This window comes from Patulibacter ginsengiterrae (assembly GCF_056269115.1).
Genome location: NZ_JBWDOG010000001.1, coordinates 706,562 through 726,754 on the forward strand (window position 1 = coordinate 706,562; position 20,193 = coordinate 726,754).

Consider the following 20,193-nt stretch of genomic DNA (forward strand, 5'->3'; position numbering starts at 1 on the left):
CGTTCGAGCTTGCCTAAGGCTTGCCTCTAGGTCAAGCGCCACTCGCGGCCTCGCTGCCGGTTCCGTCTCGTCGGTTGGACCGCGGTTCCGAAGACACCGTCGACCGCCGTACGGCAGGGGCCTCGAGGCCCCCGCGCTCAGACCGCCGCGACCAGATCGCGGCGGCGCACGCCCATCGCGTCCGACAGCCGCCGCGCGGCCCCGCAGACCTCGGCCGCCAACGCCAGCCGGGCCTCCTCGTCGTAGCGCTTGGCGGCGAACGTGACCCCGATCGCCGCCGTCGGATGGCCCTCGTGCGAGAGCGCCGCGGCGGCGATGCTGCCGACGCCGGTGGTCGTCAGGCCGACCTCGATCGCGTAGCCGGAGACGCGCACCTCCCCCAGCTCGTCGAGCAGCCGCGAGACCGTCACCGGCCCCAGCTCGGTCCGCCGCACCAGCACCGGCCGGACGTACAGCGCCCGCACCTGCTGGGCCGAGAGCCAGGCCAGCATCGCTCGGCCGACCGCCGTCAGGTGGGCCGGCAGCCGGACCCCGACCGCCGCCACCTGCGGCAGCGACGAGCCCCGATCCTGCTCCTGGTCCAGGTAGAGGACCTCCTCGCCGTGCAGCGCTGCGAGGTGGCTGGTCTCGCCGGTCGCCGCCGTCAGCTCCTGAAGCACCGGGTGGGCGAGCCGCTGGACCGGCTGGCTGCGGAGGTAGGCCGAGCCCATCTCGAAGGCCAGCGCGCCCAGCCCCCAGCCGCGATCGCCCTCGTAGTAGATGACCCAGCCGCGGTCCCGCATCACGTTCAGCAGGTGATGGGTGCTGCTCTTGGGGATCCCGCAGCGGCGGGCGATCGCCATCGTCGGCACGGGGCGCAAGCTCGACGACAGCAGTTGCAGGACGTCGAGCGTCCGCTCAGCCGACTTGATCGAGCTGCTCACGGTGCTTCCTCCGGCAGGGTCCGCGCGACCAGCGCGAACAGGTTCTCGGACGTGATCGCGGCCAGCCGCGATCCCGCGTAGCCGCGATCCTCCAGCGCCGCGACCAGCGCTCCGTAGTCCTGGGGCCCGCGCAGGCCCCGGATCGTGGCCGCGTCCGGGTCGCTCGGCAGGCCCATCCCGGGCGGCGGCCGGTGGCCGGTCGCCAGCATCAGCTGGTGCATGAAGTCGCCCCCGAGGCCGACGTGCTCGATCCCCATCACGGAGACCGCGTGGTCGACGTGGTCGACCAGCCGCTCGATCGTGGGCGCCGCCGGATCGATCGTGAACGGCAGCGCCATCAGGCACAGCATCCCACCGGCGTCGGCCAGTGTCTCCAATTGGACGTCGGACAGGTTCCGCTCGTGGTCGAAGACGCCGCGGCAGGCGGCGTGGCTGACCAGCACCGGCCGGCCCTCGGCCCGCTCCAGCACCTGCGCGAAGGTCCGCGGCGAGGCGTGCGCGAGGTCGAGCGCGATCCGGTGCTCGAACAGCCGCTCGACCAGCTCGACGCCGCGCCGGCTGAGCCCGCCGTCGGAGCGCTCGGCGGCACCGTCGGCGAAGGCGTTGCGGTGGTTCCAGGTCAGGCCGACCATCCGTACGCCCAGCTCCCACAGCGGCCCGACCAGGCCGGCGTCGGCGCCGAACGCCTCGGCGCCCTCGAGCGCCAGCAGCAGGCCGATCCGGCGGCCCTCCCGGACCGCAGCGAGATCGGCCTGCGTCCGCACCCGCACCACGTCGTCGGGCGACTCCCGCGCGGCCCGCCGCAGCTCCTCGATCTGCTCGAGCGTCCGCCGCAGCGCCAGCTCGGGCAGCAGCGCGCGGTCCGACGCGAAGGTCGGGCAGACCTGCAGCGCGACGCCACCGGCCCGCAGCTGCGGCAACCAGTGGCGGGCGAACGGCTGCTCCTCCGCGCTGCGGTGGTGCAGCTCGGAGAGCAGGTCGACGTGGGCGTCGGCGAGCCTCACGACGACTCCGCCGCGGCCGCGGCGCGGGGCCGGCGCCACTGCCAGCGGCGCCGGCGGACCGCCCGCGGCGCCTCGCCGCGGGGATCGATCGCCGTCTGCAGCTCGTCGCCGAGCAGGTTGAAGACGAGCACCACGATCGCGATCGCCAGGCCCGGGAACATCGGGGCCCACCAGGCGGTCAGCATCGTGCCGAGGCCGGCGCTGGTCATCGCGCCCCACTCGGCGGTCGGCGGCTGCGCCCCGAGCCCGAGGAAGCCGAGGCCGGCCGCGGTCAGGATCGCGAAGCCGACGTCCATCGTCGCCATCACGATCACCGGCGAGATCGAGTTGGGCAGGATGTGGCGCCGCAGCAGCCGCCACGGGCTGACGCCGAGCACGCGGGCGCTCTCGACGTAGCCGAGCTGCTTGACCGACAGCACCTGGCCGCGAACCAGCCGCGCGTAGGCCGGCCACCACGTGATCACCAGGGCGATCGCGGTGTTGACCAGGCTCGGCTGGAGGACGACGACCACCATCATCGGCAGCAGCATCGGCGGGAACGCGAAGAAGACGTCGGTGAACCGCATCAGCAGCTCGTCGACCCGGCCTCCGCGGTAGCCGGCGATCGCCCCGAGCAGCCCGCCGATCAGGGTCCCGAGCACGACCACGATCACGCCCATCAGGAGCGAGATCCGGGTGCCGTAGATGACGCGGCTGAGCACGTCGCGGCCGAACTCGTCGGTGCCGAACGGGTGCGACCAGCTCGGCCCCTTCAGACGGTCGGTCAGGCTCTGCGCGAGCGGGTCGTGCGGGGCGAACAGCGACGGGGCGATCGCCAGTAGCACGAGCACCGCGATCACGGCCAGGGAGGCGGCGAACAGCGGCCTCCGGAGCAGCTTCTTGATCACAGTCGGATCCTTGGATCGAGGCGGGCGTAGAGCAGGTCGACCGCGAGGTTCACCAGCACGAAGGCCAGCGTCGCGATCAGGGTGATGCCCTGGATCGAGTTGTAGTCGAGCTGACGGATCGCGTTCAGCGCGTAGCTGCCGAGGCCGGGCCAGTCGAAGATCTGCTCGACCAGCAGCGCGCCGCCGAGCAGGTAGCCGAACGAGATCCCGACGATCGTCGCGACGGGGATCAGCGCGTTCCGCAGCGCGTGGCGCCAGATCACCCGGCGCTCGGGCACGCCCTTGGCGCGGGCGGTCGCGATGTACGGCTCGCGCAGCACCTCGACCATGCTCGTGCGGGTCGTCCGCACCACCCGGGCGACCGTCGCCAGGGCCAGTGCGAACGCCGGCAGCGCGAGATGCCAGAGCGCGTCGAAGAAGACCGGGAGGTTGCCGGCGAGCAGCGCGTCGACGGTGATCAGCCCGGTCACCTGGGGCAACGGGTGGGCGGCGACGACGTCGGTGCTCACCCGGCCCCCGCTCGGGAACAGGCCGAGCTTGTAGTAGAAGATCAGGAGCAGCACGATCCCGATCACGAAGACCGGCAGCGCGACCCCGAGGATCGCGACCAGCCGACTGAGGTGATCGGCACCGCGACCCCGTCGCGCGGCGGCCACGACCCCCAGCGGAACGCCCGCGAGGATCGAGATCGCCAGCGCGACGAGGGCCAACTCCAACGTGGCCGGGAAGGCCTGGTCGAGGTTGTCGGCCACCGGCTCGCCGTTCGACAGCGCGACCCCGAGGTCGCCCTGCGCGAGGTTGCCCATGTAGGACTGGTACTGCTGCACGATCGACTGATCGAGGCCCAGCTCGTGGCGCAGGCGCTCGACCTGCGCCTGCGGCGCGTTGATCCCCGCCACCAGCCGCGCCGGATCACCCGGGACGACGTGGGACAGGAAGAACGTGATCAGCGTCACGACGAACAGGACCGGGATCAGCAGCAGGACCCGGCGGGCGGTGAAGGCGAGCATCGGTGGCGGCGGCTAGGAGGAGAAGTCGTGCCAGAGCTGGGCTTCGCGCGGCTCCCAGAACTCCTCTTCGACCGTCTCGAGGTCGAAGTGCTCCTGGTACGGATCCACGGCCTTGTACGCCTCGTACGGGCCGTCCCAGTCCTTGCGGCGCTCCTTGTACCGGTCACGCGCCTCGGGCGACTCGTACTCGAAGAGCATGATGTAGCGCCCGGTGGGCTCGTTGGTGCTGCGGTCCAGCTCGCGGTAGTAGCGCGTCGAGACCCACTCCGGGAACAGCTCGTCGCGGTTCTCGCTGACGAACGCGAACCAGCGACGGATGATGTCGTCGTGGCTCTCCTGCTCGATGCCCGGCTTGACCCGCCAGGCCTCGAATTCGATCAGGCTGCTCATATCGTGCTCCTCAGCCGCCGACGGTGACGTCGCGGAAGTTCGTGCCGCCGATGACGGCGACTTGGTACCCCTGCACGGCCTCGCGCATGGGGGCGTTCTTGACGGTCTGCGACAGGTAGATCCAGGTCGCGTCGTCGGCGATGATCTGGGCGGCCTGCCGGTAGAGGTCGTCACTCTTGGGCAGCTCGGTCTGCTGGCGCGCGTCGACCAGCAGCTGGTCGACCTTCGGGTTGGCGTAGTGCGAGAGGTTGCCCTCGACCCCGCTGCCGGCCTTGCTGTGGAAGTGGTTCCAGAGGATCGCGTCGGCGCTGGCGAACGGCGGGTTCGACGACCACGAGTAGAACCCGAGGCGGTTGGACTCGACCCCCTCGACGAGCGTCGAGAGCGGCAGCTCACGCAGCTCGACCTGGACGCCGATCTGCTTGAGGTTGTCCTGCATCACCTGGGCGATCGCCTTCAGCGGACCGAAGTCGACGTACCACGAGGTCAGCTTCAGGCCCTTCGCGTGACCGGCCTCGGCCAGCAGCTGCTTGGCCTTGGCGACGTCCTTGTGGTACGGGCCCGCGGGCGCCTTCCCGGGCAGCAGCCCCTGCGGCACCGGGCCGGCGAGGCGGGCGCCCTGGTCCTGGACGACGCTGGCGAGGATGCCGTCGTAGTCCATCGCGTACGAGAACGCCTGACGCACCCGCAGGTCGTCGAACGGCTTCTTGCTCAGGTTCATCACCCAGTAGGTGGCGTCGTAGATCGGCTGACGCGCGACCTTGATCCCCTGGGCCCCCTGGAGCGCCTTCAGCTGATCGCTGGAGAGGATGTTCGGGTCGACCACGTCGACGTCGCCCTGGCGCAGCTTGAGGCTGGTCGTCGAGGCGTCGCCCGGCGACTCGAAGCGCAGCGTCGCGAGCTTCGCCTTCGTCTGCCAGGTCGTCTCCGAGCGCTGCAGCGTCAAATACTGGTTGCGCTGCCAGGTGTCGAACTTGAACGCCCCGGTGCCGCTCATGTTCTTCTTGAAGTAGCGCTCCGCCCAGCGGTCCTTCTTGGTCGCGTGCTCCTTCAGCATCGTCGGGTTGACGATCGAGCCGATGTCGAACAGCGCGATGATCTGGAGGAACGGCGCGTACGGCTCCTTCAGGCCGATCGTGACCGTGCGGGCGTCCGTCGCGCGGATGTCCTTCTGGGTCGTGTGCTGCGCGAAGACCGACGAGTCGCCCTTCGCCACCCCGAGCACCCGCCGCAGCGAGGTCACGACCGCGTTGGCGTCGAGCGGCGTGCCGTCGTCGAACGTGACGCCGTCGCGGATGTGGAAGGTGTAGGTCAGCCCGTCCTCGCTGACCTCCCACTTCTCCGCCAGACCCGGCTTGAGGTCGTGGCCGTTGGGCGCCAGCTCGATCAGCCGGTCGTAGACGTTGCGGAACATGATCGCCGACTGGCTGTCGGTCCCGACCGCCGGATCGAGGCTGATCGGCTCGGCCGACATCGCGTACCGCAGCGTCGCGTTCGAGGTCTCCGCCGACGCGCCCTTGCCGCTGGTCGTCCCGGTCCCGCCGAGCGTGTCGCCGCCGCAACCTGACGCGACGACCACTATTCCGCCGGTCAGGAGCACCCCTGCCAACCGCTTCCTCATCCGTGACATGTCTCTCCTCGTGATTCCCCATGGGCCAACGCCGGGGCTCCGGCGGCGACGATCTCCTCTGCGCGCACGCAGGCACTGAACTGCTCCGGCCCGACCCCCACCAGCGGGGGCTCGCTGCTCGCGCAGCGCTCCTGCGCCCACCCGCAACGGGTCCGGAACCGGCAACCCGAGGGCGGGTCGACCGGACTCGGGACGTCCCCCTCGAGCCGGATCCGCTCGCGTCCGCGCAGGCGCGGATCCGCGTTCGGCACCGCCGACAGCAGCGCCTGCGTGTACGGATGCGACGGCCGGGCGTAGATCTGCTCCGGGTCGCCGCACTCGATCACGCGGCCGAGGTACATCACGGCGACGCGGTCGGCGAGGTGGTGGACGACCGAGAGGTCGTGCGCGATGAAGAGGCAGGTCAGGTCGAGCTCGTCGCGCAGCTGGGCCAGCAGGTTGATCACCTGGGCCTGGACCGAGACGTCCAGCGCGGAGACGGCCTCGTCGCAGACGAGCACCTCCGGCTCGACCGCGAGGGCGCGCGCGATCCCGATCCGCTGGCGCTGTCCCCCCGAGAACTCGTGCGGGTAGCGCCGCGCGCAGGAGGCTTCGAGCCCGACCATCTCGAGCAGCTCGCCGACCCGGGCGGCCTGGCGGGCGGGCTCGACGATCCCCGGATGCGCCTGCCAGCCCTCGGCGACCAGCTCGCCGATCCGCATCTTCGGATCGAGGGTCGCGAACGGGTCCTGGAAGACCATCTGGATATGACGGCGCATCCGCCGCCGGTCGCGGGCGTTGAGGCTCGCGAGGTCGCGTCCGCGGTAGTCGATCCGACCGGCGGTCGGCTGCTCGAGCTGGACGAGCAGCCGGGCGAGCGTCGACTTGCCGCAGCCCGATTCGCCGACCAGACCGAGCGTCTCGCCCTTGTAGAGGGTCAGGTCGATCCCGTCGACCGCCCGCACCGCGCCCTGCTGGCCGCGGCCGAAGAGCCCACCTCCGCGGATCGGGAAGTGCTTGACGAGACCCTCCAGCTGGAGGATCGGTTCAGCGTGCGGCATGCGCGAGCACCTGGTCGACGTGGTGGCAGGCGGCCCAGTGCTCGGACCCGACGTCGTGGCGCGCCGGGGCCTCGGCCGTGCAGCGGTCGTCGGCGAGCGGGCAGCGCGGATGGAAGCTGCAGCCGGCGGGCCGGGCGATCAGGTCGGGCGGCGCGCCCCCGATCGCGTCGAGCTTGCTGCCGCGGTCGCCGAGCCGTGGCTGCGAGGCGATCAGGGCCCGGGTGTACGGGTGCGCCGGACGGTGGTGGAGCTCGTCGGCGGTCCCGGTCTCGACGATCCGGCCGGCGTACATCACCGCGACCCGGTCGGCGACCTCGCCGACGACGCCGAGGTCGTGGGTCACGAGCACCAGGCCCATCCCGGTCTCGCGCTGGAGGTCGGCGAGCACGTCGAGGATCTGGGCCTGGACGGTCACGTCGAGCGCGGTCGTCGGCTCGTCCGCGATCAGCACGTCCGGCTCGAGCGCGATCGCCATCGCGATCACGACCCGCTGACGCATGCCGCCGGAGAACTGGTGCGGGTAGTGGCCGGCACGCTCCTCGGCGAGCGGGATCCCGACCCGCTCCATCAGCTCGATCGCGCGCTTCTTCGCCTGCTTGCGACCGGCGCCGCGGTGGACGCGGAACATCTCGCCGATCTGGGCCCCGACGGTGAAGGTCGGGTTGAGCGCGGCGAGCGGGTCCTGGAAGACCATCGCGATCCGGTCGCCGGCGAGCGACCGCCGCTCCCGCGGGTCGAGCGTCAGCAGCTCGCGGCCGTCGAAGCGGACCGAGCCGCCGACGGTGGCGCCCGTCCCGTCGAGCAGGCCGACGATCGCCTGGGCGCTGACCGTCTTGCCCGAGCCGGACTCGCCGACGATCGCCAGGGTCTCCTCGCGGGCCAGCCGGTAGCTGACCCCGTCGACGACGCGGGCTGGCCCCTGGGCGGTCGGGAACGTGACCTCGAGATCCTCGACCTCGAGCATCAGGACTTGCCTGCTTGGCAAGTGAGGTGCTGCAGCGCGCACCGGCAGCGCGCGGCGGCCGCCACGACGGTCGCCGCCGGGCGGGCAGACATCCCTCTGAGCATCGGGGTTTCCTCCATGCCGCCATTCTGTGCCATCCGACACTCAGGCGCCAACCCGACCGGGGTCGTTTGTGTCTCGGGTGCTGGACGACCACCCCATCGGCCCCGTCCCGAGGAGCTAGGGTCGCTGCCACGGCACCGTTTCGAACGGCGCCGCGGCCCGCCACGAACGACCGCCGCGACTCCGCACGGAGCCGTGGGCGGTCACCCGAGCGACCGCCGCAACCCTGACCACAGCCCCCGAGAGGACCGCCCCCGTGGCCGTTGACTTCGTTCCCCCGCAGCTCCCGTCCCCCTGCCGCGTGATCCTGCTCGGCGCCGCCACGCAGGGCTGGTACTCGGCCACCGACGAGGTCCGGCGCGAGCAGGTCCTGCCGCGCTTCAAGGCCCTGACCGAGGAGTGGCTCGCGCTCGGCGCCGTGCCGATCGGCACCCTCGACGACGACCTCTTCATGGTCGGCGAGCCCGGCACCCCGGACTTCACCTGGTACCTGATGTTCGACGTCCCCTCGCTCGAAGTCGTCGCCGCGATGGTCCAGCGGGTGCGCGAGTCGGTCGACGGCGTGCGGCTCGACCAGTACGTCCGCTTCGAGGCCCACACGGGCCGTCCGTTCTTCCTGCTCGAAGGCTGAGAGCCGGCTCCGGGGCCAACGCTCCGGAAGCGGTTCCCCCGAGCAGTGCGAGCCCGCCGCGACGGAGGGGTGCCCGCGGGGAGGCGGGCACCCCTTGGCGGGCCTCTCCTTCCTCCGCCGGCTCCCGGCGACCCAGGCCCCCGCCAGCGATCCCGCGGCGAGGCCGGCCTTCCTTCCGCTTGCCCCGGAGGCGGGTTGCCGCCCGATCGCCGGCGGCGCCCTGCCTCAGGCGCTGGTCGTCACGCCCCCGCGGAGGGGTGCGGCGGAAGTCCGTCACCGACGGCGAGGTAGGCGGCCGAGGGGCTGCCGGCCGGGGTGAAGACGCCGAGCACGAGCATGTCGCCGTCGGAGCCGTTCTCGTTGATGTGGATGTCGCGCGGACGGATCCGGACCGCCGAGCCCGCGCGCAGGGCCTGGGCCGAGCCGTCGGTCTGGTGGTAGCGGCCGTGCCCGCTGAGGATCAGGACGATCTCGTCGTACTGGTGGAAGTGCCACGGCGCGGCCCCGGGCGGGACGACGCCGACGAAGAGGGTCGCGCGGCAGCAGCCGTTCTCCGGCCCCAGCAGGATCTGGAACGAGCGGCTGCCGGTCGCGGCGTCCGGGTCCGCGAGGTCGAGCTGGCTGAGCCGGACGCGATCGCCGAGCGGCGCGTGGTCGTCGGCGGCGTGCTCGACGGAGAAGCGCGCGACCACGAGCCCGGCGGAGCCCGCCTCGAGCGCGACCTGCTCGCCGGCCGCCAGCAGCAGCGTCGCTCCGTGGACGAGCACCTCGGAGCCCTCGGCGAGGCGCGCCGTGCCGTCGCCCTCGAAGACGAACAGCAGCAGATCCTCGTCGTCGCCGGCGGCGACCCCAGCCGTCGCGCCCGCGTCCAGCCGGACCAGCGTCAGCGCCAACGGCGAGCCGTCGAGCGGCGCGATCAGGGCCTCGCTCGTCGCCCCGGCGCCGATCTCGACCCGCGGACCGTCACCCGCGTGCGCGACCTCGCTCGTCCCCGTTCCCCCCATGCCGAACTCCTGATCGTCGATCGCGGTGATACCCATCCATCCAGTCAAGCGAGTCGCGACCGGAGCGTGGCCGACGCCGGCCAGGTTGTGTCCGGCGGGCTGGACCGGGCGTCGCAGAGGCGCTGTCGGCTCCGTGTGCGGCAGATCACCGCCCGCCGCGACTCGCCCGGGAGGCAAGCGCCGGGCGCGGCCGCAACGGCCCGGACCGGCCGGGCACCCCACGACCCGGCGACTCGCCGGGCCGCGAGACCGCGAGCGGGTGGCCCGACGGGACGACGGCGCGACAGCCCGGCGAGCAGCGACCGCCCGGCTACGCCCCCCGCGGGGTCGTCGCCTGGAGCACCGCCGCGTCGAGCGCGACCGTCCGCAGTCCCGTGATCTGCTGGTACTCGGGGTCCGCGACCATCGCGGTGAACGCCGCTCGGCTCGGGTAGCGGACCAGCAGCACGGCGTCCCACTCCCAGTCGCCGGGAGCGACCAGCGCCGTGCCGGCCTCGCCGAAGTAGACCACCCCGGCCCCAACCCGGGCGAGGAACGGCCCGATCCGGGCCGCGTACTCCGCGTACGACGACGCGCCGCCGTCCGCGTACCGCAGGAGGTTCAGCATCACCACCTCGCCGCCCGGGTCCTCGGCGAGATAGCGCTTGAGGTCCTGGCCGGTCGGATCGACGCTCATCGCGCCCAGCCTATGCGTCGGGCGGTGCCCTGCGGGAGCGATCCTCCTCGGCGCGCAGGCCGTCGGCCGAGCGACGGAGCGCGTCGAGCAGCCGGGCCCCGAGCTGCGGGGCGAGCGTGTCGATCATCGCGACCCCGACCTCGCGCACGATCCGGGCGTCGGCCAGCGGCCGGGCGACGACGTCGGACCGCAGCGGGACGAGCGCGAGCCGGGGCAGCAGCGAGACGCCGAGCCCGGCCGCCACGAGTCCCTGGGTCATCGGGAAGCTGTCGACGCGGTAGGCGAACTCCGGCTCGAAGCCCTCGCGACGGGCCGCGGCCAGCAACGCGACGTAGGAGGGGTCGTCGTCGGCCGGTCCCGCGATCCAGCGCTCGCCGCGCAACTCCTGGAGTCCGACCTGCAGGCCCGACGCCGCGGGATGGAGGCGCGGCAGCAGGACCAGGTGCTCGTCCTCCAGCAGCGCGTGGTGACTGACGTCCTCGAGGTGCGGCAGCGGCTCGCCCGCCGGCCGGAAGAGGACCGCAGCGTGGAGCGCACGCGATCGCAGCGCCTCGATCAACTCGGGCACCTCGGCCTCACTGAGCGCGACGTGCAGCCCGGTCGCCCGCAGCGCCGCGGTCGCCCGCGCCACCAGATCGGTCCCGGCGCTCGGGAACGTCCCGACCCGCAGCGTCGAGACGCCGTGCTCGACGTGGCGGGCGACGTCGGCCTCGGCCCGCTCGACCCGGGTCAGGATGTCGCGGCCGTGCGTCTCCAGCAGCGTGCCCAGCTCGGTCAACCGTGCTCCGCGGGGACCGCGGTCGACGAGCCGCGCCCCGAGCCGGCGCTCGAGCGACGCGAGGTGCTCCGACGCGGTCGGTTGGCTGACGTGGACGCGCCGCGCCGCAGCGGCCAGCGATCCCTCGGCGCCGATCGCCTCTATCAGCCGCAGATCGCGAGCGTCGAGCGAGCGAGCCATCGGCCTAACCTATATCAGCAGGGCAGTAAAGCGATTATTCCTTAGGCATTTCCGATGCTTAGAGTCGCCATCATGCAGCCCCCCGCCGCTTTCGGGACCCTCGACCTCGACCTCGAGCCGGTGAGCGAGGCCGTCTCCCAGTACGACGCACCGTACTTCGAGGCCCTGGTGGCCCACGGGGCACGGCTCCCCCACCGGATGCACGTGCCCGGGCACGGCGGCGGCCGCGGCGCCGACCCCGCCTTCGTGCGCACGATCGGCCTGGCCGCCTTGGCCCTCGACCTCCCGCGGGACATCCACGGCGTCGACCTCGGCGCATCGCCGACGCCGTACGAGCAGGCCGAGACCCTCGCGGCCACCGCCTACGCGGCCGGCCGGACCTGGTTCCTGACCAACGGCGCCTCGCAGGCCAACCACGCGATCACGCTGGCGCTGGCGCCCGAGGGCCAGCAGGTCGTCGTCCAGCGCAACTGCCACGGCAGCGTCATCGACGGCCTCGTCCTCAGCGGCGGCGCGCCGGCCTACGTGATGCCGCACTACGACCCCGGAACCGGGATCGCCGGCGTCGTGACCCCGAAGGCCCTGCGCGAGGCATTGCGTGCCCACCCCGGAGCCCGCACCGCGATCATCGTCTCGCCGACGTACTTCGGGGCCGTCGCCGACATCGCCGGCTGCGCCGCCGTCGCCCACGAGGCCGACGTCACGCTCGTCGTCGACGGCGCTTGGGGGCCGCACTTCGGCTTCCACCCGGTGCTGCCGTCGAACGCGCTCGAGGCCGGCGCGGACGTGCTGGTGACCTCGACCCACAAGCACGCCGGGAGCCTGACCCAGAGCGCGATGCTGCACGTGGCGCGCGACCGCCCCGAGCTCGAGCGCCAACTCGAGCGGAGCGTGCGGATCCTGCGCTCGACGAGCCCGAGCTCGCTCCTGCTCGCCTCGCTCGACGTCGCGCGCCGGCAGCTCAGCTTCCGCGGCCAGGAGATGCTCGGCAACACGATGGCGATCGCCCGGCGGCTCCGCGAGGGCTTCGAGCGGATCGTCGGCTGCCGCGTGATCGGCAGGGCGACCGACGACCCCGGGGCACGCGCGTGGGATCCGCTGCGGATCGCCGTCGACCTGCGCCGGAGCGGGGCCCGCGCGGAAGACGTCGCCCGCCGCCTGCGCGAAGTCCACGACGTGCACCCGGAGGTCGTCCTCGCCAGCTGCATCGTCTTCGTCGTCCCGCTGGGGATGCCCGCCGACGAGGCCGACGCGGTCGTCGATGCCTTCTCCGAGGTGATCGCGACGGCCGACACCGACGAAGCCGGATCCGCAAGGGCTGTGACCGTGCCGCGGCCGGGCACGCCGCGGGTCTCCCCGCGGGCCGCCTTCATCGGCGCGACCGAGAGCCTCCCGCTCGACCGCGCGGTCGGGCGGACCAGCGCCGAGACCGTCAGCGCCTACCCACCCGGGATCCCGTTCCTGATGCCCGGCGAGGAGATCACCGACGACGCGGTCCGTGCGCTGCTGGAGGCGGTCGACGCCGGCGCCCGGATCCACGGCGCCTCCGATCCCTCGCTGCAGCAGCTGGTCGTCACCGGCTGACCGACGGTCGCCGCCGGTTCGACGAGCCGGAGGCGGACGTCTCCGTCTACCGCGCGGCGGGCGCGGACCGCGGGGTCCTGCGACCGGCCCGCACCGCCACGCGGCGCGGACCGGGAGACGCGTCCCTACGCCGTCGGCGCGGGAACGATCCGGATGTACGGCTTGGGCTCCTTCCAGCCGTCCGGGTACTTCTCCTTCGCCTGCTCGTTGTTCACGGAGCCGGCGATGATGACGTCCTCGCCCGGCTGCCACTGGGCGGGCGTGGCGACGGCGTGGTTCGCGGTCAGCTGCAGCGAGTCGATCACGCGCAGGACCTCGTCGAAGTTGCGGCCGGTCGTCATCGGGTAGATGAGGACGAGCTTGATCTTCTTGTCCGGGCCGATCACGAACACGTTGCGGAGCGTCGCGTTCTGGGCCGGGGTCCGCTCGGTCGGGTCGCCGGCGGCATCGGACGGGAGCATCCCGTACGCCTTGGCGACCGCGAAGTCGGTGTCGGCGATCAGCGGGAACGTCGGGGCGGCACCCTGGGTCTCCTCGATGTCGGCGAACCACTTCTGGTGGTTGTCGACCGGGTCGACCGAGATCGCGATCGTCTTCACGCCGCGCTTCTCGAAGTCACCGTTGATCAGGGCCATGTAGCCCAGCTCGGTCGTGCAGACCGGGGTGAAGTCGCGCGGGTGCGAGAACAGGACGGCCCAGCTGTCTCCGATCCAGTCGTGGAAGTTGATCTTCCCTGCGGTGGTCTCAGCTTCGAAGTCCGGCGCGGTGTCGCCGATGGTCAGTGCCATGTTCGTCCTCGTCGTGTGAAGGTCGCAATCACGTATTGCGGATCGGCTTTCAGCATAACCGGACGGGCTCGGTTGGTGTCAGGAGACTGGACATCGGTACGTCTCCCGCTCGCTGTCGACCGTGCAGGCCAGGCCCCGGACCCACGCTCGACGGCCCCCGGAGGAGGTTCCCCGACGGAGGTCCGTCCGCCGGGACGCTGCCGCCGCGTCGCGCGGGCGTCACCGAACGTCCGGAGGTATGCCTGCGCCCTGACACGATCCGCCGGACGGGCGCCGTTCCTCGTTCCCCCAGGCCGCCCGCCGCCGTGCCAACCGCGAGATCGGAGTCCGTCCGTGCACAAGACCATCGTCAAACGGCGCGCGCGTGCCGAGCACCGCCTGCCGAACGTCGTCGTCGTGGACCGCGAACTGGTCGCGGAGGCGCTCCGGCAGCACGGCGCGACCGGCATCGCCGAGGCAACGGCCCCCTGCGCTCCCGTGACGCTCTCCAGGCTCCCCGATCGCACGTCGCGGTCCGCACCGTCTCCCCACGCCCCCGCCCGAGGTCTAGGGTCTCGGGCGTGACCGGCGCGGCCCCCGAGAACCGGCCTTCCCTCGTGGAACGGGCCTTCGCGGCCGTCTACGGCTCGCCGGCCGCCCGCCACCGCTCGTCGGCGAAGCCCACCACCACCGGCCGGTCTCCCCGGGCGGCGAGCGCACCGGCCCCGGACCCCGCCGCGCTCGTCGGCGTCGACGGCTACCGCGCCGACGACCGCTGGCACCTGGTCACCGTCGGCCTCGCCGCCGTACGGTCGGGCGAGACGGCCGCCCCGCTCGGCCACGAGCTGAGCCTGCTGACCCCGGCCGCCGAGCGGCCCCCGGCCTGGGCCTTCGCGGTCCTGCTCGGCACGGCCCGGACCAGCATCGCCGTCGGCCGCCCGTTCCACGCCGGCGCTCGCCTGGCCCCCGGCCCCCCGCTCGACGGCGGCGAATCAGGCCTGGTCGCGCTCGGCCTCCGCGACGATCCCCACGTGGCCGCGCCCGCCGGGCTCCAGCTGCTCCAGGCGGTCGGGATCACGACCGGCGAGTACCTGCTGATGCAGCGGGTCGGGACCCTGACGGTGCTCGACCGCCTGGCGCAGCGCGACCCGCTGCTGCGCACCGATCCCGCGCGGGCCTGACGCGAACGGCTCGTCAGCCGCTGGCCGCCCGGCCGCCCTCGCGTCCGCTCGGGGCCTCGAAGCGGGCGACCGCGTGGGTGCCGTCGCAGAACGGCCGGATCCGCGAACGCCCGCAGCGGCACAGGGCGACCGGACTCCGCCCGGTCTCGATCACCCGCCCGTCCTGGTCCTGCAGGACGACGGGACCCCGCACGATCAGCGGCCCGTTGCGGTACGGGACGATCGTGACCTCCTGCTCGTGGCTGCCCATGCCGATCGTCACCTCCTGCTCGTCGGTGCTCGTGCCGGAAGGCCGGTCGCGTCGCCGGTGGCCGGAGCCTGGGCGCGGATCACGACCAGCTCCTCCCGTTGCTGCCCGTCCTCGATCAGGCGCGCTTCCCGCAGCAGCCGTGCGCGTCGGCGCATGACCGGCCCAAAGGCGATCTCCCGCCGGATCAGGACGCGCGCGTCGAGCCCCGCCGCCCGCAGCGCGAGCAGGCTCTGCTCCGCGTCGGTCACCCCGCTGTGGACCATCAGCAGGCGACCGCCGGGCCGCAGCCTGGCCGGCGCGTCGGCGCAGATCCGGTCGACGATCGCCCGCCCGTCGCGGCCGCCGTCCCACGCCCGCGCCGGCCCGTGGGTCGGCAGACGATCGTCCGCCGCCGGGACGTAGGGCGGGTTCGAGACGATCACGTCGTAGCCGCCGGACGGGGCGGCGCCGAAGAGATCGCCGCGGCGCACGCAGGCGCGCGCGCCGTGACGCCAGAGGTTCAGCCGCGCGTTCAGGGCCGCGCGTCGCGACAGGTCGATCGCGACGACCTCGGCCGCCCCGGCCCGCGCCGCCGTCACGGCCAACAGGCCGGTGCCGGTACAGAGATCGAGCACGCGGGCTCCGCGCAGCGCCTCCGCCCCAAGCGCGACCGCGAGCAGGTGCGAGTCCTCGGCGGGCGGGTAGACCCCCGGCAGCGCCCGCAGGCGGATCGGGGACCGAGCGGCGTCGAGCGCAGCGGAGGGAAGGACGGCGAGCAGGGTGTCGTCGGGCACGCGAGGCTCCGGTCGGAGAGGGACCAGCAGCGTGTACCCCGAAGAACCGCGTCCGTACCCCAGGGGCGCGGCCGGCGCGAAGCGGGCCCCGCGGCCGGGTGGCGAGGCGTGCCGGGTGGCGAAGCGGGCGGATGGGTAGACAGACGGCATGACCACGATCGGCCTTCCCGCGCCTCGCGGGCTCCTGAGCGAGCGGGTGTTGCACGCCCTCGGCCGCCCTCCCGGATCCCCCGGCGAGCTGGCCGCCGACCTCGACGTCCCGACCGCCGCGCTCGCCGACGAGGACCTCCAGCTGGCCCTCTACCTCTGCTACGAGCTGCACTACCGGGGGCTTCCCGGCGTCGACGACGACTGGGAGTGGGATCCGGCGCTGCTGGCGCTGCGGCGGCGCCTCGAGCGGGCGTTCGAGGCGGAGGTCCGGCAGCTGGCGGAGGTTCCCGAGGACGTCGCGCCGAGCGAGATCGACCTCGCCCTGTCCGCGATCGCGCGCGCCGACGAGGGCCCGTCGCTGTCGGCGTTCGTCCAGCGCGAGGCCACGCTCGACCAGCTCCGCGAGCTGCTCGTGCACCGGTCCGCCTACCAGCTGAAGGAGGCCGACCCCCACTCGTTCGCGCTGCCGCGGCTGACGGGCCGACCGAAGGCGGCGATGGTCGAGATCCAGGTCGACGAGTACGGCGGCGGCAAGCCCGACCGGATCCACGCCGACCTCTACGCGCGGATGATGCGCGAGCTGGAGCTCGACGAGCGCTACGGGGCCTACCTCGACGTGCTGCCGGCGACGACGCTGGCGACGGTCAACCTCGCCTCGATGTTCGGCCTCCACCGGCGTCTGCGGGCGGCCTGCGCCGGCCACCTCGCACTCACCGAGATGACCTCGTCGGTTCCGAGCCGCCGCTACGCGACCGGCCTCCGGCGGCTCGGCTACGCGAGCGTCGCGGCAACCGACTTCTACGACGAGCACGTCGAGGCCGACGCCGTCCACGAGAGCATCGCCGCCGTCGACCTGGCGGGCGGACTCGCCCACCAGGACCGCGCCCTCGGCCGCGACGCGCTGTTCGGCGCTGCCGCGCTCGCCGCCCTGGAGACGCGGTTCGCGGTCGCCGTGGCGGGAGCGTGGGACGCGGGTCGCAGCTCGTTGCGGGCACCGTTGCCCGTCGCCGCGGCGGCCCAGCGGTAGTCAGCCGCCCCGCGACGGCTCGTCCCCCGATGATCTCCGGGATCGCCCGGGCCACGATCGTGCAACATCCGGGCGGGGGTCGTGGCTCTTCCTTGCATGAGCGACTCGAACCAGCGCGTCCCGTCCCGTCCCGGATCTTGACCCAGACCACCGTCATCGGCCCCACCGCGTCCTCTGCCCCGACCGCCGACGACCGCCAGGCCCTCGCGGCCCGGGCGCTCCGGGTCGCCCGCCGCACCGCGCTGGGGGTGCTCGGGGACCATGCCGCCGCCGACGATGTCGCGCAGGAGGTGGCGATCACCGCGCTGCGGCGGATCGACAGCCTCCGCGACCCCCAGGCGCTCGACGCCTGGCTGCACCGGATCGCCGTCCGTTGCGCGCTCAAGGAGGCCCGCCGCGGCAGCGTTCGGCGCGCCGCGGAGATCGCCAGCCACGAGCGCCACGAACGCGCCGCACCACCGCCAGGCACCGAGCGCACGGCCGGGGACGAGCTCGAAGCGGCGATCGAGCTGCTGGCCGGGTTGCCGACCCGGCAGCGGGCCGCGCTGACCCTCCGCTACGTCCACGACCTCGGCGACGACGCGATCGCCGCCGCGCTCGGCTGCCGCGTCGGCACCGTCCGCTCGCTCCTCTCCCGCGGCCGCAGCGCCCTCCGCGACGCCGCACCGCCGACCCCTTCCCCGGCCACCAATGACCGAGCCCGCCGATGCTGAAGACCGAGAACGACCTCCGCGACGCGCTTCACGGCCTCCGCACCACCGAGCCCAGCGAGGCGCAGATCGCCCGGGCGCTCGCCGCCGACGACGCCCGTCCGCAGCCGCTCTGGCGCACCCGCCGCCGGCTCGTGCTCGCGGCCGGAGGGGTCGGCATGACCGCCCTCGCGGTCACGATCGTCGGCTTCGCCCTGCCCGCCGGCAGCCCCCCGGACGGTCCCGCCCCCGGCCACCAGGCGTCTGCCTTCAACATCCTCACCGCTGCCGCGGCCAGCGCGGCCACACGTCCCGTGACGCAGGGGGCCTTCAGCTACCGCAAGGCCCTGATCCGCTCGACGATCGGCCACACCACGCCGTTCGGCGACGCGACCTACGTGACGGAGGAGCCGGTCGAGACCTGGGTCGGTCGCGACGGCAACGGCGTCCACCGGCCCGGCAGCGTGCGCCTGGTCGAGACGACCGGCTCGCCCGCGGCCCAGCGGTGGCGGGGCAAGGGCAGCTTCGGCGGCGGCTCGGTCGACGGCGCCAAGCGACTGAAGACCAAGCCGAGCCGGAGTCCGGACGGCAGTCGCACCCCGGAGGTCCTCCCCTACCGCCCCGCGGCCGGCGGGCCGCCCGGTTCCGCCGCCAGCCTCGATCCCGGAACCCTCCCGACCGATCCCGACGTGCTCGAGCGGCGGCTCGGCCGCACCCGCGAGGCCAAGCCCGGGACGGTCGAGAACGCCACCGACGCCCGCGCCAACCTGCTCTCGGCCGAGATCGCGCTGCTGACCGACGGACGGACCCCGCCGGCGGTCCGCTCCGCGCTCTTCACCGTGATGGCGCGGACGCCGGGGGCCACGGCCGACGGCCGCGGGCCCGACGCCACCGGCCGGATCGGCGAGCGGATCTCGGTCGCGCTCCCCGCCGACCGCCACCTCGGCCCGGAGACCTACCGGCTGATCGTCGATCCGGAGACCTCCCAGCTGCTCGAGTGGTCGAAGGAGCGGCCGATCTTCGACGCGGTCGGCGCGTCCGCGAAGCAGGCCGACTTCGACCTCTTCGAGGCCCACGCCACGCGCACGGTGCTGGTCGACCAGCGTCAGGTCGAGACGGCCCCGAGCCTGCCCCCGCAGCCCGCCCACTGCACCGACGGCGTCACGCCGGGGCTGCCGTTCGACGTCAACAAGCCCAACGCGAAGCTGATCACGGTCACCCCGCGTGGGTTCTTCACCACCCCCACCGGACGCCGCCACCTCGCGGCGATGCGGAAGGCGGGGAACAAGATCGTCCGGATCACCCGCGCCCAGCACAAGCTGCTCGTGGCCGACCACCGCGGTTGCCGGCCGGGTGGCTGAGCGGACGGCGCGGTCAGCCGGTGCGGGCACCGCCGTGGCCGACGCCGTCCTCGTGCGGGCCGGCCGGCGCGCCCGCCGGAGCCCCTGGACCCCGGGGCGGATCGTCGAAGCTGACATCGACGGTCTGCTCCTCGCTCCGCTCCTCGGTCTTGGCCAGCGCCTCCAGCACCTCGCGGTCGGCCGCGGTCGGCGGCTCGACGATGCTGCGCGGCCAGAGGCCCCGGGTGAGGACGGTGTTCAGCTCGGCGGAGTAGACCACCACCCGCGCACCGAGGTAGAGCCAGACCAGCAGGCCGATCACGGTCGCGAAGGTGCCGTAGGTCTCGCCGGCGTTCTTGACCACGTGGCCGATGTAGACCCCGCCGACCGACTGCAGGATCGTCCATAGGATCGCGGCGGAGACGATCCCCGGACGCAGCTCGCGGGTGCCGACCGAACTGTCGGTCAGCAGCCGGAAGACCGCGAAGAAGAGCACGAGGTTGAGCAGCAGCGAGAGGACGATGCCCGCGATCGTCAGCCCGACGCCACCGAGCCCGCCGGTGACCAGGCCGGTCGCCACGGTCGAGACCAGCTGCAGGCCCCCGAAGACGACCAGCATCCCGACGCCGCGGACCCGCGACATCAGGAAGTTGGGCCGGTCCTTGCGGGGGACGGCGTAGACGGTGTTGAAGGCGTTCTGGGTCGCCATCGTGATCCCGAGGCCGGAGAGCAGGGCACCGACGAGGCCGATGACCAGGCCGAGCCCGTTGCCCTCCAGCGAGTGGGTCTGGAGCGAGCTGCCGACGACCGGGAACTCCTTCAGGGCCGAGTTCAGGACGGCCTCCTGGGCGCTGGGGTTGCCCTCGAGCACGTAGCCCAGGATCGTCACGAACAGCAGCAGCAGCGGGAAGATCGAGAAGAAGCCGTAGTAGGCGATCAGCGCGGACCGGTTGCCCGCCTCGTCGTCGGAGAACTTCTTGACGACCGCGTACGGGATCCCCAGCAGCTTGTGCCGTTGCTGAAAGCGGTCGATGGCCCGGACCGGGGCGAGGGCGTCCATCAGGCGAGCTTCCCGGCGCGCTGCGCAGGACGGGGAGCGGGCCGCTGGTCTCGGGCCTCCGGTCGGTCGTCTCGGCGGGGAGCGGTCCTGGCGATCACGCAGGCCCGATACCCAGCGGAGCCGGGGGCAAACGGCGTTCGCTCGCGATCCCCG

Annotated in this window: 21 protein-coding genes; 6 read left to right on the plus strand and 15 right to left on the minus strand. The window is 73.2% G+C overall.

The annotated features are described in order from the left end of the window. Positions 1–137: 137 nt before the first annotated feature. The 8 genes from ACVUH9_RS03060 to ACVUH9_RS03095 are packed head-to-tail and all read right to left on the minus strand — an operon-like array spanning position 138 to position 7,848. Entirely contained in the window at positions 138–923 is a 786-nt protein-coding gene (locus tag ACVUH9_RS03060; RefSeq protein WP_475753823.1) for an IclR family transcriptional regulator, read from the minus strand. After that, a complete protein-coding gene (locus ACVUH9_RS03065; RefSeq protein WP_475753824.1) occupies positions 920–1,927 on the minus strand; it encodes a dipeptidase in 1,008 nt (335 codons plus the stop codon). Before ACVUH9_RS03065 ends, ACVUH9_RS03060 begins: the two co-directional genes overlap by 4 nt. Continuing rightward, entirely contained in the window at positions 1,924–2,814 is an 891-nt protein-coding gene (locus tag ACVUH9_RS03070; RefSeq protein WP_475753826.1) for an ABC transporter permease, read from the minus strand. The genes ACVUH9_RS03065 and ACVUH9_RS03070 overlap by 4 nt, the downstream gene beginning before the upstream one ends. Continuing rightward, positions 2,811–3,824 (minus strand): ABC transporter permease, encoded by a 1,014-nt coding sequence (locus ACVUH9_RS03075; RefSeq protein WP_475753828.1) that lies wholly within the window; start codon positions 3,822–3,824, stop codon positions 2,811–2,813. Before ACVUH9_RS03075 ends, ACVUH9_RS03070 begins: the two co-directional genes overlap by 4 nt. A gap of 12 nt (positions 3,825–3,836) precedes the next feature. Next, positions 3,837–4,214, minus strand: a complete 378-nt coding sequence (locus ACVUH9_RS03080) for a hypothetical protein (protein ID WP_475753829.1) — start codon at positions 4,212–4,214, stop codon at positions 3,837–3,839. 10 nt (positions 4,215–4,224) lie between these two features. Then, entirely contained in the window at positions 4,225–5,844 is a 1,620-nt protein-coding gene (locus tag ACVUH9_RS03085; RefSeq protein ID WP_475753831.1) for an ABC transporter substrate-binding protein, read from the minus strand. Beyond that, the gene (locus ACVUH9_RS03090; protein ID WP_475753832.1) at positions 5,832–6,884 is read right to left on the minus strand and encodes an ABC transporter ATP-binding protein; all 1,053 of its coding nucleotides are present in this window, start codon (positions 6,882–6,884) and stop codon (positions 5,832–5,834) included. Before ACVUH9_RS03090 ends, ACVUH9_RS03085 begins: the two co-directional genes overlap by 13 nt. Then, a complete protein-coding gene (locus ACVUH9_RS03095) occupies positions 6,871–7,848 on the minus strand; it encodes an ABC transporter ATP-binding protein (protein WP_475753834.1) in 978 nt (325 codons plus the stop codon). Before ACVUH9_RS03095 ends, ACVUH9_RS03090 begins: the two co-directional genes overlap by 14 nt. A 358-nt stretch (positions 7,849–8,206) precedes the next feature. Here ACVUH9_RS03095 and ACVUH9_RS03100 point away from each other — a divergent pair, with 358 nt between their 5' ends. Continuing rightward, positions 8,207–8,581 carry a hypothetical protein gene (locus ACVUH9_RS03100; protein WP_475753836.1) on the plus strand — a complete coding sequence of 125 codons (375 nt, stop codon included), beginning with the start codon at positions 8,207–8,209 and terminating at the stop codon, positions 8,579–8,581. Between the two features lie 239 nt (positions 8,582–8,820). Here ACVUH9_RS03100 and ACVUH9_RS03105 read toward each other — a convergent pair whose 3' ends face one another. From ACVUH9_RS03105 to ACVUH9_RS03115, 3 genes are all read right to left on the minus strand, one after another. Next, the gene (locus ACVUH9_RS03105) at positions 8,821–9,621 is read right to left on the minus strand and encodes a cupin domain-containing protein (RefSeq protein WP_475753838.1); all 801 of its coding nucleotides are present in this window, start codon (positions 9,619–9,621) and stop codon (positions 8,821–8,823) included. 274 nt (positions 9,622–9,895) lie between these two features. Next, positions 9,896–10,261: a DUF1330 domain-containing protein gene (locus ACVUH9_RS03110; RefSeq protein WP_475753840.1), complete on the minus strand. Its 366-nt coding sequence runs from the start codon at positions 10,259–10,261 to the stop codon at positions 9,896–9,898. A 10-nt stretch (positions 10,262–10,271) separates the two neighbouring features. Beyond that, positions 10,272–11,219, minus strand: coding sequence for a LysR family transcriptional regulator (locus ACVUH9_RS03115; RefSeq protein ID WP_475753842.1), 948 nt, complete (start codon positions 11,217–11,219; stop codon positions 10,272–10,274). 72 nt (positions 11,220–11,291) lie between these two features. On the opposite strand from ACVUH9_RS03115, the gene ACVUH9_RS03120 reads away from it, so the two are divergent. After that, positions 11,292–12,803 carry an aminotransferase class I/II-fold pyridoxal phosphate-dependent enzyme gene (locus tag ACVUH9_RS03120; RefSeq protein WP_475753844.1) on the plus strand — a complete coding sequence of 504 codons (1,512 nt, stop codon included), beginning with the start codon at positions 11,292–11,294 and terminating at the stop codon, positions 12,801–12,803. 125 nt (positions 12,804–12,928) lie between these two features. Here the strand turns inward: ACVUH9_RS03120 and ACVUH9_RS03125 are convergent, their stop codons facing one another. Continuing rightward, the gene (locus ACVUH9_RS03125; protein ID WP_475753846.1) at positions 12,929–13,591 is read right to left on the minus strand and encodes a peroxiredoxin; all 663 of its coding nucleotides are present in this window, start codon (positions 13,589–13,591) and stop codon (positions 12,929–12,931) included. 560 nt (positions 13,592–14,151) lie between these two features. Here ACVUH9_RS03125 and ACVUH9_RS03130 point away from each other — a divergent pair. Beyond that, positions 14,152–14,751, plus strand: a complete 600-nt coding sequence (locus ACVUH9_RS03130; protein ID WP_475753848.1) for a suppressor of fused domain protein — start codon at positions 14,152–14,154, stop codon at positions 14,749–14,751. A gap of 13 nt (positions 14,752–14,764) precedes the next feature. On the opposite strand, the gene ACVUH9_RS03135 is transcribed toward ACVUH9_RS03130, so the two are convergent. Next, entirely contained in the window at positions 14,765–15,013 is a 249-nt protein-coding gene (locus ACVUH9_RS03135; RefSeq protein ID WP_475753850.1) for a CDGSH iron-sulfur domain-containing protein, read from the minus strand. Then, the gene (locus ACVUH9_RS03140) at positions 15,010–15,774 is read right to left on the minus strand and encodes a HemK2/MTQ2 family protein methyltransferase (protein ID WP_475753852.1); all 765 of its coding nucleotides are present in this window, start codon (positions 15,772–15,774) and stop codon (positions 15,010–15,012) included. Before ACVUH9_RS03140 ends, ACVUH9_RS03135 begins: the two co-directional genes overlap by 4 nt. 148 nt (positions 15,775–15,922) lie before the next feature. Here ACVUH9_RS03140 and ACVUH9_RS03145 point away from each other — a divergent pair, with 148 nt between their 5' ends. From ACVUH9_RS03145 to ACVUH9_RS03155, 3 genes are all read left to right on the plus strand, one after another. Then, positions 15,923–16,951 (plus strand): iron-containing redox enzyme family protein, encoded by a 1,029-nt coding sequence (locus ACVUH9_RS03145; protein ID WP_475753854.1) that lies wholly within the window; start codon positions 15,923–15,925, stop codon positions 16,949–16,951. A gap of 137 nt (positions 16,952–17,088) precedes the next feature. Beyond that, positions 17,089–17,664, plus strand: coding sequence for an RNA polymerase sigma factor (locus tag ACVUH9_RS03150; protein ID WP_475753855.1), 576 nt, complete (start codon positions 17,089–17,091; stop codon positions 17,662–17,664). After that, positions 17,658–19,001 carry a CU044_5270 family protein gene (locus tag ACVUH9_RS03155; RefSeq protein WP_475753857.1) on the plus strand — a complete coding sequence of 448 codons (1,344 nt, stop codon included), beginning with the start codon at positions 17,658–17,660 and terminating at the stop codon, positions 18,999–19,001. The genes ACVUH9_RS03150 and ACVUH9_RS03155 overlap by 7 nt, the downstream gene beginning before the upstream one ends. A gap of 13 nt (positions 19,002–19,014) precedes the next feature. Here the strand turns inward: ACVUH9_RS03155 and ACVUH9_RS03160 are convergent, their stop codons facing one another. Further along, positions 19,015–20,040, minus strand: a complete 1,026-nt coding sequence (locus ACVUH9_RS03160) for a YihY/virulence factor BrkB family protein (RefSeq protein ID WP_475753859.1) — start codon at positions 20,038–20,040, stop codon at positions 19,015–19,017. Between the last annotated feature and the right edge of the window lie 153 nt (positions 20,041–20,193).

Coding starts and splice junctions, on each gene's coding strand:
- ACVUH9_RS03075 (WP_475753828.1), bottom strand. CDS start 3,824: ATGCTCGCCTTCACCGCCCGCCGGGTCCTGCTGCTGATCCCGGTCCTG.
- ACVUH9_RS03120 (WP_475753844.1), top strand. CDS start 11,292: ATGCAGCCCCCCGCCGCTTTCGGGACCCTCGACCTCGACCTCGAGCCG.
- ACVUH9_RS03080 (WP_475753829.1), bottom strand. CDS start 4,214: ATGAGCAGCCTGATCGAATTCGAGGCCTGGCGGGTCAAGCCGGGCATC.
- ACVUH9_RS03115 (WP_475753842.1), bottom strand. CDS start 11,219: ATGGCTCGCTCGCTCGACGCTCGCGATCTGCGGCTGATAGAGGCGATC.
- ACVUH9_RS03110 (WP_475753840.1), bottom strand. CDS start 10,261: ATGAGCGTCGATCCGACCGGCCAGGACCTCAAGCGCTATCTCGCCGAG.
- ACVUH9_RS03155 (WP_475753857.1), top strand. CDS start 17,658: ATGCTGAAGACCGAGAACGACCTCCGCGACGCGCTTCACGGCCTCCGC.
- ACVUH9_RS03105 (WP_475753838.1), bottom strand. CDS start 9,621: ATGGGTATCACCGCGATCGACGATCAGGAGTTCGGCATGGGGGGAACG.
- ACVUH9_RS03160 (WP_475753859.1), bottom strand. CDS start 20,040: ATGGACGCCCTCGCCCCGGTCCGGGCCATCGACCGCTTTCAGCAACGG.
- ACVUH9_RS03125 (WP_475753846.1), bottom strand. CDS start 13,591: ATGGCACTGACCATCGGCGACACCGCGCCGGACTTCGAAGCTGAGACC.
- ACVUH9_RS03095 (WP_475753834.1), bottom strand. CDS start 7,848: ATGCTCGAGGTCGAGGATCTCGAGGTCACGTTCCCGACCGCCCAGGGG.
- ACVUH9_RS03145 (WP_475753854.1), top strand. CDS start 15,923: ATGACCACGATCGGCCTTCCCGCGCCTCGCGGGCTCCTGAGCGAGCGG.
- ACVUH9_RS03090 (WP_475753832.1), bottom strand. CDS start 6,884: ATGCCGCACGCTGAACCGATCCTCCAGCTGGAGGGTCTCGTCAAGCAC.
- ACVUH9_RS03085 (WP_475753831.1), bottom strand. CDS start 5,844: ATGTCACGGATGAGGAAGCGGTTGGCAGGGGTGCTCCTGACCGGCGGA.